12 protein-coding genes are annotated in these 15,017 nt (G+C 72.0%); 2 read left to right on the forward strand and 10 right to left on the reverse strand.

Annotation, left to right across the window (positions count from 1 at the left end):
* Positions 1-119: 119 nt before the first annotated feature.
* Both PLP61_RS07955 and guaA read right to left on the reverse strand, forming a co-directional pair.
* Positions 120-263, reverse strand: a complete 144-nt coding sequence (locus tag PLP61_RS07955) for a hypothetical protein (protein WP_502888992.1) — start codon at positions 261-263, stop codon at positions 120-122.
* Positions 264-296: 33 nt separating this feature from the next.
* The gene (guaA, locus tag PLP61_RS07960; protein ID WP_502888993.1) at positions 297-1,865 is read right to left on the reverse strand and encodes a glutamine-hydrolyzing GMP synthase; all 1,569 of its coding nucleotides are present in this window, start codon (positions 1,863-1,865) and stop codon (positions 297-299) included.
* Between the two features lie 131 nt (positions 1,866-1,996).
* Between guaA and PLP61_RS07965 the strand changes: the two genes are divergently transcribed.
* Positions 1,997-3,859: an LTA synthase family protein gene (locus tag PLP61_RS07965; protein ID WP_324502047.1), complete on the forward strand. Its 1,863-nt coding sequence runs from the start codon at positions 1,997-1,999 to the stop codon at positions 3,857-3,859.
* Here the strand turns inward: PLP61_RS07965 and PLP61_RS07970 are convergent.
* The 3 genes from PLP61_RS07970 to PLP61_RS07980 form a co-directional block, all read right to left on the reverse strand.
* On the reverse strand, positions 3,856-5,559 hold the full coding sequence (locus tag PLP61_RS07970; RefSeq protein WP_324502049.1) for a GMC family oxidoreductase N-terminal domain-containing protein: 1,704 nt from the start codon (positions 5,557-5,559) through the stop codon (positions 3,856-3,858). The genes PLP61_RS07965 and PLP61_RS07970 overlap by 4 nt on opposite strands.
* Positions 5,559-7,178: a succinic semialdehyde dehydrogenase gene (locus tag PLP61_RS07975; protein ID WP_324502050.1), complete on the reverse strand. Its 1,620-nt coding sequence runs from the start codon at positions 7,176-7,178 to the stop codon at positions 5,559-5,561. Before PLP61_RS07975 ends, PLP61_RS07970 begins: the two co-directional genes overlap by 1 nt.
* A gap of 80 nt (positions 7,179-7,258) precedes the next feature.
* On the reverse strand, positions 7,259-8,986 hold the full coding sequence (locus PLP61_RS07980) for a glycerol-3-phosphate dehydrogenase/oxidase (RefSeq protein WP_324502052.1): 1,728 nt from the start codon (positions 8,984-8,986) through the stop codon (positions 7,259-7,261).
* A 106-nt stretch (positions 8,987-9,092) separates the two neighbouring features.
* Between PLP61_RS07980 and PLP61_RS07985 the strand changes: the two genes are divergently transcribed.
* On the forward strand, positions 9,093-9,596 hold the full coding sequence (locus tag PLP61_RS07985) for an NUDIX hydrolase (RefSeq protein ID WP_324502054.1): 504 nt from the start codon (positions 9,093-9,095) through the stop codon (positions 9,594-9,596).
* Positions 9,597-9,608: 12 nt separating this feature from the next.
* Here the strand turns inward: PLP61_RS07985 and PLP61_RS07990 are convergent, their stop codons facing one another.
* The 5 genes from PLP61_RS07990 to PLP61_RS08010 all read right to left on the reverse strand — a co-directional run.
* Positions 9,609-10,715, reverse strand: a complete 1,107-nt coding sequence (locus tag PLP61_RS07990; RefSeq protein ID WP_324502056.1) for a GuaB3 family IMP dehydrogenase-related protein — start codon at positions 10,713-10,715, stop codon at positions 9,609-9,611.
* Positions 10,716-10,748: 33 nt separating this feature from the next.
* Positions 10,749-12,269, reverse strand: coding sequence for an IMP dehydrogenase (gene guaB / locus PLP61_RS07995; RefSeq protein WP_324502058.1), 1,521 nt, complete (start codon positions 12,267-12,269; stop codon positions 10,749-10,751).
* 134 nt (positions 12,270-12,403) lie between these two features.
* Positions 12,404-14,032, reverse strand: coding sequence for a chaperonin GroEL (groL, locus tag PLP61_RS08000; RefSeq protein ID WP_324502060.1), 1,629 nt, complete (start codon positions 14,030-14,032; stop codon positions 12,404-12,406).
* A 101-nt stretch (positions 14,033-14,133) separates the two neighbouring features.
* A complete protein-coding gene (gene groES, locus PLP61_RS08005; RefSeq protein ID WP_324502062.1) occupies positions 14,134-14,427 on the reverse strand; it encodes a co-chaperone GroES in 294 nt (97 codons plus the stop codon).
* Between the two features lie 165 nt (positions 14,428-14,592).
* Positions 14,593-15,017, reverse strand: a 425-nt coding sequence (locus PLP61_RS08010) for a SixA phosphatase family protein (RefSeq protein ID WP_324502064.1), incomplete at its 5' end; no start/stop codon positions are given.

A 15,017-nucleotide genomic window follows, 5' to 3' on the forward strand; every position in this document is an offset into this window, starting at 1 on the left:
GTCGGGACGCTCGACTCCCGCAGACCGGCGTGTCAGCGGTCGCGGCACGCAAGTGGAGCGGATGCAAGGCGCGAGTCAACCGCACCCAAGGCGCGAGTCAACCGCACCGAAGGCGCGACTCAACCGGGGTGGGAGGCGTTCCAGGCGACCAGGGCCTCAGTGGCCTCCTCGGCTGACATCGGGCCCCGGTCCAGGCGCAGGTCGAGCAGGAAGCGGTACGCCGCGCCCACCCGCGGGCCCGGCGGGATGCCCAAGATCTCCATGGTCTCCGCTGACCCGTCGCAGACTGCGACGGGTCACTCCCACTCGATGGTGCCCGGCGGCTTGGACGTCACGTCCAGCACGACCCGGTTGACCTCGGCCACCTCGTTGGTGATCCGGGTCGAGACCCGCTCGATCAGGTCGTAGGGCAGCCGCGCCCAGTCGGCGGTCATCGCGTCCTCGGAGGTGACCGGCCGGATCACCACGGGGTGGCCGTAGGTCCGGCCGTCTCCTTGGACCCCGACCGACCGGACGTCGGCAAGCAGCACCACCGGCATCTGCCAGATGTCGCGGTCCAGGCCCGCCCGGGTGAGCTCCTCGCGCGCGATCGCGTCGGCGGCGCGCAGCGTCTCCAGCCGCTCGGCGGTGACCTCACCGATGATCCGGATACCCAGGCCCGGGCCGGGGAACGGCTGTCGCCAGACGATCTCGGCCGGGAGGCCGAGCTGCTCGCCGACCAGCCGGACCTCGTCCTTGAACAGCGTGCGCAGCGGCTCCACCAGCTCGAACTCAAGGTCCTCGGGCAGGCCGCCGACGTTGTGGTGGGACTTGATGGTCGAGGCGCCCGCACCGCCGCCGGACTCCACCACGTCCGGGTAGAGGGTCCCTTGCACGAGGAACGCCACCTTGTCCCCGGTGGCGGCCGCGTCGCCCAGCACCTGGGCCTCGGCGGCCTCGAACACCCGGATGAACTCCCGGCCGATGGTCTTGCGCTTCTGCTCGGGGTCGCTCACCCCGGCCAGTGCGTCGAGGAACCGCTTCTGGGCGTCCACGACGTGGAGCCGGACACCGGTCGCCGCCACGAAGTCGCGCTCGACCTGCTCGGCCTCGCCCTGGCGCAGCAGACCGTGGTCGACGAAGACGCAGTCCAGCCGGTCACCGATGGCGCGCTGCACGATCGCGGCCGCCACCGCCGAGTCCACGCCTCCGGACAGCCCGCAGATCGCCCGGCCGTCCTCTCCGATCTGGTCACGGACCCGGGCCACCTGCTCCTCGACGATGTTGACCATGGTCCAGGTCTGCCGGCAGCCGGCGATGTCGTGCACGAAGTGCTCCAGCACCCGCTGCCCGTGCTCGGTGTGCAGCACCTCGGGGTGCCACTGCACGCCGGCCAGCCGCCGGTCGAGATCCTCGAAGGCCGCCACCGGCGTGGAGCCGGTCGAGGCCAGCACGGTGAACCCGGCGGGGGCGGCCGCCACCGAGTCGCCGTGCGACATCCACACGTGGTGGCTGGCCGGTACGTCGGACAGCAGCACGCCGGGAGCGGTCACGGTGACCGGCGTCCGGCCGTACTCACGTGCCCCGGTACGGGCCACCTCCCCACCGAGGGCCTGGGCCATCAGCTGGAAGCCGTAGCACATCCCGAACACCGGCACCCCCGCGGAGAACAGCGACGGGTCGATCCGGGGGGCGCCGGCCTCGTACACCGAGGAGGGGCCGCCGGACAGCACGATCGCCCGGGGCCGCCGGGCGAGCATCTCGGACACCGGCACCGTGTGCGGCACGATCTCGGAGTAGACCCGGGCCTCACGGATCCGGCGGGCGATGAGCTGGGCGTACTGCGCCCCGAAGTCGACCACCAGCACCAGGTCGTGTTCTGTCACCACGGGCCTCTCTGTCGGCAGGCCGCGAGTCTAACCGGCCGCGAGCCGCCCTCCAGCCACCGCCACCGGCCGTCCCGTGCGAAGCCCCGATTCCCGCCCCGACGGGCCCGGTGTCGGACTACCCTCGCGGAGTGACAGCACCGGACCGGGCCACCGCCGCGCCGGTCGGGCCGATGCCGGCGGGCCTCGTGGCCGGCTGGACGCTGCTGTGGGCCGGGTTGTGCGACCTCGTCCTCGAGGGATCGCTCCGCGTCGGCCACCCCTCCACGTGGACCCCGGCCATCACCGTGGGGATCCTCTTCGTGTGGTGCGTGGTGCTCTTCCTGCTCGGCCTCACCGGGCGCCTCCGGTTCGCCTTCGCGATCAGCCTGGCGGTCGTGGCGGTCCTCGGCGCGGCGAACCTCGCCAAGCTCTCGTTCCTGGCCGAGCCGCTGGTCCCCGCCGACGTGGAGTACCTCCGCACGCCGGGCTTCCTGGTCTCGATGGTCTCCCCCCGGACGGTGGCCCTCGGTGCCGCTGCGATCGCCCTGCTCACCGCGGGGGTGCTGCTGCTCGGCCGCCGCCTCGGCCGCCGCTACGCCCCCCTCCGCCGCGGGTCGCGGGGCTGGCGGTGGTGGACCGGGCTGCGCGTGCTCCTGGTGCTGGGCTGCGGCGCGCTGCTGCTCCAGGCGGGGTCCTTCAACCACCCTGGGAACGTCTGGCGGGCGGCGTACGAGAGCACCGACGTGACCTGGGCGCCGTGGGACCAGCTCCAGAACTACCAGTTCAACGGGTTCGTCGGCGGGGCGCTGTACAACCTGCCGTCGGTGGTGATGGCGCAGCCCGAGGGCTACGACCCGGAGACGATGGCCCGCATCGCGGACCGCTACCGGACGACCCCCGGCGCGTCGCCGGCCGGCCGACCCGACCCGAACGTCGTGATCGTGCTCAGCGAGTCGTTCGCCGACCCGCAGCAGCTCGCCGGGATCTCCCTGGCGGAGGACCCGATCCCCCGCACCCGGGCCGAGAGCGCACGGAGCTGGGGCGGGACGGCCCTGGCCTCCTTCTACGGCACAGGGACCTCCGCGATGGAGTTCCAGGTCCTCTCCGGCCAGTCGCTGGGTCTGTTCGAGCCGCAGATCACCACGCCCTACCAGCAGTTCCTGCCCGGCCTGCCGGACTACCCCACGGCGGTGGGCTGGCTCGCGTCACAGGGGTACCGGACCGTCGCGATCCACCCGTACTCGACCCAGATGTACCACCGGCCCGAGGTGTACCGGGTCTTCGGCTTCGACGACTTCGTGCACGACACCGGGCTGGAGCAGGTGACCCGGATCGCCGACAGTCCCTTCATCTCCGACCGGTCGGCCTACCACGAGGTGGTCCACCAGGTGGAGGCCAGCCGCGACCCGCTCCTGGTGCACCTGGTCACCATGCAGAACCACGTGCCGATGGGCGGCTCCTACCCCGACCCGGTCGGGGTCACCGGCGTGGGCGGAGCGCAGGCCGACGAGGTCGGGGCGTGGGCACGAGGGCTGAGCCACACCGACGCCGCGCTCCCCGGCCTGCTCGAGGAGCTCGAGGACACCGGGGAGCCGACCGTGGTCGTCTTCTTCGGCGACCACTTCCCCGGCATCTTCAGCGACCGGGTGCAGGCAGCCAACCCGGGGCTGGCGATGCTCGAGACCCCGTTCTTCATCTGGTCCACCGAGCGCGGACCCGCGCGGCACCTCGGCGTCACCGCCCCCACGGCGTTCCTGCCGCTGGCCATGGAGCGTGCCGGGGTCTCGCTGCCGCCGTACTACGAGCTGCTGCGCAGGGTGGCCGACGAGGTCGGGGCGCTGCGGGGCGACGGCGTCGTGCGTCCGGACGGGCGCGAGGTGGGGTACGACGAGCTCACCGCGCCGCAGGCCGCGCTGGTGCGCGACCTGCGACTGGTGCAGTACGACCTCTCCGTCGGGCGGCGCTACGCCGTCGACGACCTGTGGTACCCCCTGGCCGACCGGCCGGACTAGGAGACGCCGACGATCGGCAGCCGCAGGGCCCCGGGAGCCGCGTCCGGCACGGCCGGCGACTTCGGTGCGACCGGCGACACCCGCTGGTACGCCGTGCCCTGCGTCGGCCTCGGGTCGACCTCGTCCTTGTTCGGCCAGAACGACATCGCCCGCTCGGCCTGGGCGGTGATCGTCAGCGACGGGTTCACCCCGAGGTTGGCCGAGATCGCCGACCCGTCGACGATGTGCAGCCCGGGGTAGTTGTAGACCCGGTGGTAGGCGTCGATCACGCCGGAGTCCTGGTCGGCGCCGATGGCGCAGCCCCCGATGAAGTGCGCGGTGAGCGGCATCCCGAACGGCTCCCCGATCGACCCGCCCGGCATGCCGCCGAGGATGTCGGCCATCTTGCGCACCGCGACGTTCGCGATCGGGATCCAGGTGGGGTTCGGCTCGCCGTGGCCCTGACGCGAGGTCAGCACCCGCCGGCGCAACATCCTGGAGTACTTGGTGTAGGTGGTGATCGAGTTGTCCCGGCTCTGCATCACCAGCGCGATGACGGTGCGCTCCGACCAGTGCTTCATGTCGTAGAGGTCGAGCACCGCGAGCTTGTGCCGCCACAGCTCCTTCAGCCAGGTCTTCCAGCGCGGGTCGGGCCCGTGCCCGTCGGTGAGCACCGTCTGCAGCAGCGACATCACGTTGCTGCCCTTGCCGTAGCGGCAGGGCTCGATGTGGGTGTGCTCGTCGGGGTGGAACGACGAGGTGATCGCGACGCCCTTGCTGTAGTCCACCGCGGTGTCCGGGGCGATCGCACCCAGGATCGACTCGGAGTTCGTCCGGGCGAGGTGCCCCAGTCGCTGCGAGAGGTCGGGGAGGTAGCCCTCGTCCTTCATCCGGTGCAGCAGCCGCTGGGTCCCCAGCGCGGAGGCGGCGAAGACCACCTGGTCGGCAGTCAGCACCCGGGTGGCCGCACGGCGCGGCCGGGCCTTGGTGAACCGCACGTGGACGTCGTACCCCCCGGCCGCGCGCGGAGTCACCCGGGTCACCGTGGTGAGCGGCAGGACCGTGGCGCCGTTCTTCTCGGCGAGGTAGAGGTAGTTCTTCACCAGCGTGTTCTTGGCGTTGTGCCGGCAGCCGGTCATGCACTCCCCGCAGTTCTTGCACGGGTTGCGGTCGGGGCCCTCGCCGCCGAAGTACGGGTCGGGGACCACCCGGTGGGAGGGCTGCCCCGGCCCACCGAAGAACACCCCGACCGGGGTCGGGTGGAACGTGTCGCCCACGCCCATGTCCTCGGCGACCTGCTTCATCACCTCGTCGGCGGGCGTGTGCAGCGGGTTCTCGACCACGCCGAGCATCCGCTTGGCCTGGTCGTAGTACGGCGCCAGCTCGGCGCGCCAGTCGGTGATGTCCTTCCACTGCGGGTCGCAGTAGAAGGCCGGCAGCGGCTCGTACAGGGTGTTGGCGTACACCAGCGAGCCGCCCCCGACGCCGGCCCCGGAGAGGATCAGGCAGTCCTTGAGCGCGTCGATGCGCTGGATGCCGTAGAGGCCGACCTCGGGCCGGAACAGGTACTTCTTGGTCTCGAACGAGGTGACCGGGAGGTCCTCGTCGGCGAAGCGGGCTCCCGCTTCGATCACCCCGACCCGGTACCCCTTCTCGGTCAGCCGCAGCGCGGTGACCGACCCGCCGAACCCCGATCCGACGACCAGGACGTCGAAGTCCATCAGGCCCTCCCCAGCTTCTTCATGATCCGCAGGTTCGCGGTCATCACCTTCGAGTAGTGCTCGTCGGACATCCCGAACATCGGCGCGAACCGGATCGCCCGCTGCGTGGCGACCGACTGCGGCTCGGTGTAGCGGTAGATGCCGTCGGTACCCTGCCGCCGGCCCAGGCCGGAGTCCCGCATCCCGCCCATCGGCGAGTCGATGCTGGCGAAGGTCGCCCCGAACGCCTCGTTGATGTTGACCGTGCCGCACTTGATCTGCGCCGCGAGGGCGCGCGCCCGCGCGCCGTCCTTGCTGTAGACCGCGGCGTTCAGGCCGTACTGCCCCTCGTTCGCCCGGGCCACGGCCTCGGTCTCGTCGTGGAAGCGGTACACCGACACCACCGGTCCGAAGGTCTCGTCGGCGAAGCAGGCCATCTCGGGGTTGACCCCCTCGAGGATGGTGGGCTCGAAGAAGTACGGCGCGAGGTCGGGACGCGCCCGGCCGCCGGCGAGCACCCGGGCGCCCTTGGCGACGGCCTCGTCGACGTGCGCCGTGACCCCGTCGAGCTGGGCCTGCGAGATCAGCGTGCCCATGTCGACGCCCCAGTCCATGCTGGCGCCCAGTGACATCGACTGGGTGCGGGCCACGAACCGCTCCATGAACCGGTCGTAGATCTGGTCGGCGACGAACATCCGCTCGGTCGACACGCACAGCTGGCCGGCGTTGGAGAAGCAGGCGCGCACCGCGCCCTCGGCGGCCTTCTCCAGGTCGGCGTCGCGCAGGATCAGGATCGGGTTCTTCCCGCCGAGCTCCAGGGAGCACCCGATGAGCCGGTCGGCGCAGCCCCGGGCGATCACCTTGCCGGTGGCCGTCGAGCCGGTGAAGCACACGTAGTCCGAGCTGCCGACCAGCTGCGGGCCGATCCGTCGGCCGGGGCCGGCGACGACCTGCCAGAGGTCCTGCGGGAAGCCCGCCTCGGCGAGCAGCTCGACGCCGAGCAGCGCGGACAGCATCGACTGCTGGTCCGGCTTGGCCACCACCGCGTTGCCGGCCAGCAGCGCGGGGAGCCCGTCGCACAGCGCCATCGTGAAGGGGTAGTTCCAGGGCGAGATGATCCCGACGACCCCCTTGGGCAGCCGGTTGACCTCCACCCGGGTGAGCACCGGCACCACGCCGACGTGGCGCCGGGTGTGCAGGTGCTTGCGCGCGTTGCGTGCGTAGTAGCGGGCGGTGAGCGCGACGTGCATGGGCTCGTCGAAGGCGTGCTTGCGGGCCTTGCCCGACTCCCACACGATGAGGTCGATGATCTCGGACTGGCGGTCGAGGATGAGGTCGTGCAGCCGCAGCAGCGCCGCCGCGCGCTCGTCGAGCGGGGTGCGTGCCCAGGCCTCCTGCGCCACCCGGGCACGGGCGAAGGCCTCGGCGACGTCGGCGTCGGAGGACTGCGGGATGTGCGCCAGCGGCTGGCCGTTGAGCGGCGAGTGCACCTCGGCGGTCTCGCCGGAGGTGGACACGATGCGCTTGGTGAGGGCGTCGACGTACCCGGGCTCGAGGGCGTAGGAGGCGGTGGGGTCGTGCTCGGGGTCGCTGGGTCCGTGGAGCAGCGGACCACCCGACGAGGTGGGGGTGTGGGCCATGTCACCCAGGGTAGGTGACCGCTGGGCGGCCTGCTACCCCTGGGTAACCAAGGTCGCAGCGCCGGGCCGGGTGACCCGTGTCACACCATCTCGGGCGCGCTGACCCGAGCCTCGTCGGCCTCCTGGTCGGTCATCTTCAGCTGGCTCTGCCGTTCCGCCTCGACCCGCCGCAGGTAGTGGTCGACCTCGTCGGCCGTGCGGTCCTCGTCCCACCCGAGCTCGCCGGCCATCAGCCGGGCGGCCGGGGCCGCGGCCCGGACCCCCCGGTCGAAGGTCTCGATGGAGATGCGGGTCCGCCGGGTGAGCACGTCGTCGAGGTGCCGGGCGCCCTCGTGGGAGACGGCGTAGACGACCTCGGCCGCCAGGTAGTCCTCCGCGCCGGCCAGCGGCTCGGCGAGCTCGGGCCGACCGGCGATCAGGTCCAGCACCTCGTCCACCAGCCCGCCGTAGCGAGCCAGCAGGTGGTCGATGAGACCGACCGGCACCCCCGAGCGGCGAGCCAGCATGACCCGCTGGTTGGTGCGCGCCTCGTAGCCCTGCGCACCGGCCAGCGGCACCCGGTCGGTGATGCTGTCGCGGACCCGGGAGCCGGTGAGGTGCTCCAGCGTCGGCACCGCCGCGTCGACCGCGTCCCTGGCCATGATCCGGTACGTCGTGAGCTTGCCCCCGGCGATCATGATCAGCCCTGGGACGGGGGTGACCACGGTGTGCTCGCGCGACATCTTCGAGGTCGAGTCGGCCTCGCCGACGAGCAGTGGTCGCAGTCCGGCGTACACGCCCTCCACGTCCTCGTGGTCGAGCGGGTCGCGCAGGATCGTGTTCACGTGGTTGAGCAGGTAGTCGATGTCGGCCCGGCTCGCCGCCGGGTGCGCCTTGTCGAGGTCCCAGGGGGTGTCCGTGGTGCCGATGATCCAGTGCCGGCCCCACGGGATCACGAAGAGCACGGACTTCTCGGTCTTGGAGATGAAACCGGCCTCGGAACGGATCCGGTCGCGCGGCACGACGAGGTGGATGCCCTTGGACGCCTGCACGTGGAGCGCTCCGCGACCGCCCACCATCTCCTGGATCTCGTCGGTCCACACGCCGGCGGCGTTGACCACCACCCGCGCCCGCACCTCGAGCTCGGCCCCGGACTCCAGGTCGAGGGCCTGGACGCCGACCACCCGCTCCCCCTCGCGGAGGAACCCCACCACCTGGGTGCGGGTGGCGATGTGGGCCCCGTGCGAGGCGGCGGTCCGGGCGATGGTCATCACCCAGCGCGCGTCGTCGACCTGGCAGTCGTAGTAGCGGATCGCCCCGGCCATCTCCTCGAACTTCAGGTCCGGCGCGATCCGGGCCAGCTGCCGCCGGAACAGGTGCCGGTGCCGTGGGACGCCCATCGAGTACTTCCCGGCCATCGCCATGCCGTCGTAGAGCATCAGCCCGGCTCCGACGTACGGCCGCTCCCACGTCTTGTGCAGCGGGTAGAGGAAGGCGATCGGCGTCACCAGGTGCGGCGCCAGCCGGTTCAGGTGCAGCCCCCGCTCCTCCAGCGCCTCGCGGACCAGGCCGAAGTCGAACATCTCCAGGTAGCGCAGGCCGCCGTGGACGAGCTTGCTGCTGCGCGAGCTGGTGCCCGAGGAGAGGTCGCGCTGCTCGAGCAGGGCGGTGGTCAGACCGCGGGTCACGGCGTCCAGCGCCACCCCGGCGCCGGTGATCCCGCCGCCGACCACCAGGACGTCCAGCTCGGCTCCGGGCTCGGTGGTCGCTCGCAACGCGGCCAGGGACTCGGCACGAGCGGTGGGGCTGAGGGCACTGGTCTGCGTCATGCCCCCATTGTGTCGCGCCGCGGTGTCCTTCGGCAGGGCTGCGCCGTGTGACCGCGCTCAACCCCGACCACCCGGGCGCTCGCCGGCGCGGGGGCATGATGGGGTCGTGGAGGAGCAGGTGGCGCTGTACGACGAGCACGGGCTGCCCTGCGGCAGCGCCCCCCGCTCGCGCATGCGGGCGGAGAACCTGCGCCACGCCGCGACGGCGGTCGTGGTGCGTGACCCGGCCGGCCGGGTCTACGTGCACCGCCGCAGCGCCACCAAGGACCTGTACCCCGGGCGGCGGGACTTCGCCGCTGGCGGGGTGGTCGCCGCCGGCGAGGACCCGGCCGACGCCGCCCGGCGGGAGCTGGCCGAGGAGCTCGGGGTCAGCGGCGTGGCCCTGGTCGACCTGGGCGCCGGTGACTACGCCGACGGGCACACCAGGGTGCACGCCTTCTGCTTCACCGTCACCTGGGACGGGCTGATCCGCTGGCAGCCCGAGGAGGTGGTCCACGGGGAGTGGATGGAGCCGGCGGCGCTGCTCGTAGCGGTGCGGGAGGAGCCGGAGGACTTCATGCCCGACACCCTCGCCCTGCTGGGCGACTGGCTGGCCGACCAGGTGTCCTGACCGCGGGCGCCGCTAGACGACGACCACCTCGACCCGCTGGAACTCCTTGAGCTCGGTGTAGCCGGTGGTGGCCAGCGCGCGCCGTAGCGCCCCGATCAGGTTCATCGTCCCGTCGGCGACGCGGGAGGGGCCGAACAGGATCTCCTCCAGGGTGCCCACGGTCTCGAACTCCACGCGCTCCCCCCGCGGCAGCTGCGGGTGGTGCGCCTCGCCGCCCCAGTGGAACCCCCGGCCGGGCGCGTCGCTGGCCCGGGCCAGCGGCGAGCCGACCATCACCGCGTCGGCGCCGCAGGCGATCGCCTTGGCGATGTCGCCCGAGCGGCCGATCGAGCCGTCGGCGATCACGTGCACGTAGCGGCCGCCGGACTCGTCGAGGTAGTCGCGGCGGGCGGCCGCCACGTCGGCCACCGCCGAGGCCATCGGGACGGCCACCCCCAGGACGGTCCGGGTGGTGTGGGCCGCGCCCCCGCCGAACCCGACCAGCACCCCCGCCGCGCCGGTGCGCATCAGGTGCAGGGCCGCCTGGTAGGTGGCGCAGCCGCCGACGATCACCGGCACGTCGAGCTCGTAGATGAACTCCTTGAGGTTGAGCGGCTCGGCCTGGGAGGAGACGTGCTCGGCCGAGACCGTGGTCCCGCGGATCACGAACATGTCGACGCCGGCGTCGACCACGGTCGCCGCGAACTGCTTGGTGCGCTGGGGGGACAGCGACCCGGCGACGGTCACCCCCGCGTCGCGCACCTCCCCGAGCCGCCGGGCGATCAGGTCGGCCCGGACCGGCTCCCGGTAGATCTCCTGCATCCGCCGGGTGGCCTGCTCCCCCTGCAGGCCGGCGACCTCCTCCAGCAGCGACGTCGGGTCGTCGTACCGGGTCCACAGCCCTTCGAGGTTGAGCACGCCCAGCCCGCCGAAGCGTCCCAGCGCGATCGCGGTCTCCGGGGACATCACCGAGTCCATCGGCGCGGCCACGACCGGGAGCTCGAACCGGTAGGCGTCGATCTGCCAGGCGAGGCTGACCTCCTCCGGGTCGCGCGTGCGCCGGCTGGGGACGATGGCGATGTCGTCGAAGGAGTAGGCCCGCCGGGCGCGCTTGGCCCGGCCGATCTCGATCTCGGTCATGTCGGTTCCGTTTCCCTGGTCGGGCGGCGCGGCCTAGCGGCCCGCGTAGTTGGGCGGCTCGACGGTCATCTGCACGTCGTGGGGGTGGCTCTCCTTGAGCGAGGCGGCCGTGATCCGCACGAACCTGCCCTTGGCCTGCAGCTCGGGGATGGTGCGCGCGCCGACGTAGAACATCGACTGGGTCAGCCCACCGACCAGCTGGTGGGCGACCGCGGCGAGCGGGCCGCGGTAGGCCACCCGACCCTCGATCCCCTCCGGGACGATCAGGTCGTCGTCGGTGACCTCGGCCTGGAAGTAGCGGTCCTTGGAGTAGGACTTCTTGCCCCGGCTGGACATCGCCCCCAGCGACCCCATCCCGCGGTAGGCCTTGTACTGCTTGCCGTTGACCAGCACCAGCTCGCCGGGGGACTCCTCGCAGCCGGCGAGGAGCGAGCCGACCATGACCGCCTCGGCGCCCGCCACGATCGCCTTGGCGATGTCCCCGGAGTACTGCAGGCCACCGTCGGCGATCACAGGTACGCCGGCCGGCCGGCACGCCTGCCACGCGTCGTGCACCGCGGTCACCTGGGGCGCCCCGACGCCGGTCACCACCCGGGTGGTGCAGATCGAGCCCGGGCCGACCCCGACCTTGACCGCGTCCGCTCCGGCGTCGACGAAAGCCTGGGCCCCGTCCCGGGTCGCGACGTTCCCTCCGATGACCTGGACGTGGCGGGTGGCGGGGTCGGTCTTCAGCCGGCGCACCATGTCCAGCAGCATCCGCACGTGCCCGTGGGCGGTGTCGGCCACGAGCACGTCGGCGCCCGCCTCGACCAGCCGGGTGGCGCGCTCCCAGGCGTCGCCGAAGTAGCCGATCGCCGCCCCGACCATCAGCCGTCCGTCGGCGTCCTTGGACGCGTGCGGGAACTGCTCGGACTTCACGAAGTCCTTCACGGTGATCAGCCCGCCGAGCCGTCCCTCGTCGTCGATGAGCGGAAGCCGCTCCTTCTTGTGCCGCCGCAGCAGCAGGGTGGCGTCCTCACGCGAGATGCCCACCGGGCCGGTGACCAGCGGCATCGGGGTCATCATCTCCACGACCTTGGTGCTGCCCCACTCGGCGACCGGGGTGAACCTGAGGTCCCGGTTGGTGATGATGCCGAGCAGGCGCTGGTCGGTGTCGACCACGGGCAGCCCCGAGACGCGGTACTCCCCGCAGATCCGGTCCAGGTCCTCCAGCGTCGCGTCGGGGCCGATCGTGACGGGGTTGGAGATGATGCCCGTCTGCGTCCGCTTGACCAGGTCGACCTGGTAGGCCTGGTCGTCGATGGACAGGTTGCGGTGCAGCACGCCGAGCCCGCCCTGGCGGGCCATCGCGATCGCCATCCGCGACTCGGTGACGGTGTCCATCGCCGCGCTCACCAGCGGGATCTTCAGGGAGATCTCCCGGGTGAGCCGGCCGGTGGTGTCGATCTCGTCCGGCGCCAGGTCGGAGGCCCCCGGCAGCAGCAGGACGTCGTCGTAGGTGAGGCCGAGGGCGGCGAACTTGTCGGGCACCTCGTCGGGTCGCTGCTGCGTCATCGGGCGAGCCAGGGCCTTTCGTGTCGGCGGGGCACCATCCTAACGGCGCGGCGACCGGCGCACCCGCCGGGAAACCGCCGACCCGTCACGTCTGGCGGCCAGATGTGACGGGTCGGCGGGAAGGCAGCGACGGGTCAGTGCCCGTGGCCGTGCCCGTGGCCGTGGCCGGCGGCAGCCGCCTCGTCCTCGTCCTCGGGCTTGTCGACCACCAGGGTCTCGGTGGTGAGCAGCATGCCCGCGATCGAGCTGGCGTTGACCAGCGCGGAGCGGGTGACCTTCACCGGGTCCAGCACGCCCTGGGCGACCAGGTCGCCGTACTCGTGGGTGGCCGCGTTGTAGCCCGTGCCCCGACCGGCCTCCCGCACCTTGGTGACGATCACGTAGCCGTTCTCGCCACCGTTCTCGGCGATCCACCGCAGCGGCTCGTCCAGCGACTTGCGGACGATGCGGACCCCCTGCGCCTCGTCGCCGGTGAGGCCGAGGTCGCCCTCGAGCACCGAGGCGGCGTGGATGAGCGCGGAGCCGCCGCCGGCGACGATGCCCTCCTCGATGGCCGCGCGGGTCGCGGAGACGGCGTCCTCGATGCGGTGCTTCTTCTCCTTCAGCTCGACCTCCGTGGCCGCGCCGACCTTGATCACGCACACCCCGCCGGCCAGCTTGGCGAGCCGCTCCTGGAGTTTCTCGCGGTCCCAGTCGGAGTCGGTGTTCTCGATCTCGGTCTTGATCTGGTGCACCCGGGCCTGGACCTCGGAGTGCTCACCCCCGCCGTCGACGATCGTGGTGTTGTCCTTGGTCACCACGATGCGCCGGGCGGTGCCGAGGACCTCCAGGCCCACCTGGTCGAGCTTGAGCCCGACCTCGGGGGCGACGACCTGGCCGCCGGTGAGCACCGCGATGTCCTGCATCATCGCCTTGCGCCGGTCGCCGAAGGCCGGGCTCTTGACCGCGACCGCGTTGAAGGTGCCCCGGATCTTGTTGACCACCAGGGTGGACAGGGCCTCGCCCTCGACGTCCTCGGCGAGGATGAACAGCGACTTGCCGGCCGCGATGACCTTCTCCAGCAGCGGCAGCAGCTCGGCGATCGAGGAGATCTTGCCCTGGTGCAGCAGCACGTAGGGGTCCTCGAGCACCGCCTCCATGGACTCCGGGTCGGTGACGAAGTACGCCGAGATGTAGCCCTTGTCGAACTGCATGCCCTCGGTGAACTCCAGCTCGGTGCCCATGGTGTTGGACTCCTCGACGGTGATCACCCCGTCCTTGCCGACCTTGTCGAAGGCCTCGGCGAGCAGCTCGCCGATGAGGCTGTCGCGCGAGGAGATCGTCGCCACCGAGGCCATGTCCTCCCGCGTCTCGACCTCGCGGGCCGACTCGCGCAGCGCGTCGGAGACGGCCTCCGCGGCGGCGTCCATGCCGCGCTTGATGCCCATCGGGTTGATGCCCGCGGCGACCGCCCGCAGGCCCTCGTGGACCATGGCCTGGGCGAGCACGGTGGCTGTGGTGGTCCCGTCGCCGGCGACGTCGTTGGTCTTGGTGGCGACCTCCTTGGTCAGCTGGGCGCCCAGGTTCTCGAACGGGTCGTCCAGCTCGATCTCACGAGCGACGGTGACGCCGTCGTTGGTGATGGTCGGCGCGCCCCACTTCTTGTCGAGCACGACGTAGCGGCCCTTGGGACCGAGGGTCACCTTGACGGTGTCGGCGAGGGCGTCCACGCCCCGCTCCAGCGCCCGGCGGGCGCCCTCGTCGAACTCCAGGATCTTCGGCATCGGGTCGATGCTCCTTTTCTCAAATCAGGAAGTCCGCCGCGACCGGCTCACCTCCGCGGCAGCAGAGCTGAGCGTCGCGGCGGACTATCCCATGGCTGTGGTCAGGAAACGACGGCGAGGACGTCGCGGGCGGAGAGGATGAGGTACTCCTCACCGGCGTACTTCACCTCGGTGCCGCCGTACTTGCTGTAGATGACCTTGTCACCGACGGCCACGTCGAGCGGCACCCGGTTGCCCTTGTCGTCGATGCGGCCGGGACCGATCGCCAGGACCTCGCCCTCCTGCGGCTTCTCCTTGGCGGTGTCCGGGATGACCAGGCCGGAGGCCGTGGTCTGCTCGGCGTCGAGGGGCTTGACGACGAGGCGGTCCTCGAGGGGCTTGATGTTGATCGACACGCTGGATCGACCTCCACTTTCTGCGGTTGTCTGACGGGGGGAGCCCCACGAGGGGGTCTCCCGGACGTGGTGAGCCTGCGGCATGAGGTACGCCGTCGCGGGGGTCGCACTTCATCGCACGCGCTGGCACCCTCCGAGCGAGAGTGCCAGGTCAGACGTTAGCACTCACCCCTGCGGAGTGCCAGAAACGGGCCCCGCCGGGGGCCTGCCTGCGGCCTGCAGGGTCGCGCCCGTGGTGGGCAGGTCGGCCCACGGGCCCGGCACCGCCACCACCGCGACCGCCGAGGTGGGCAGCCGCACCCACTCCCCGGTGAGCTGCTCGGCCAGCTCCTCCAGCCCCGGGTTGTGGCCCACGAGCACCACCGTGCGCGTCTGCTCGGGCAGCTCCGAGAGCACCCGCAGCAGCTCCGCGCCGGTGGCGGCGTACGCCCGCTCGTCGACGCTGACCTCCGGCGGCACGGGCAGCTCGGCGGCGACCAGATCCCAGGTGCCGCGGGCCCGGGCGGCCGGAGAGACCACCGCGCGGTCGATGGGCCCCACGCCCTGCGCGAGCCACCGGCCGGTCTCGGGGGCCTGCCGCCGGCCGCGCG

Source organism: Nocardioides sp., assembly GCF_035429765.1.
Lineage (GTDB): Bacteria > Actinomycetota > Actinomycetes > Propionibacteriales > Nocardioidaceae > Nocardioides.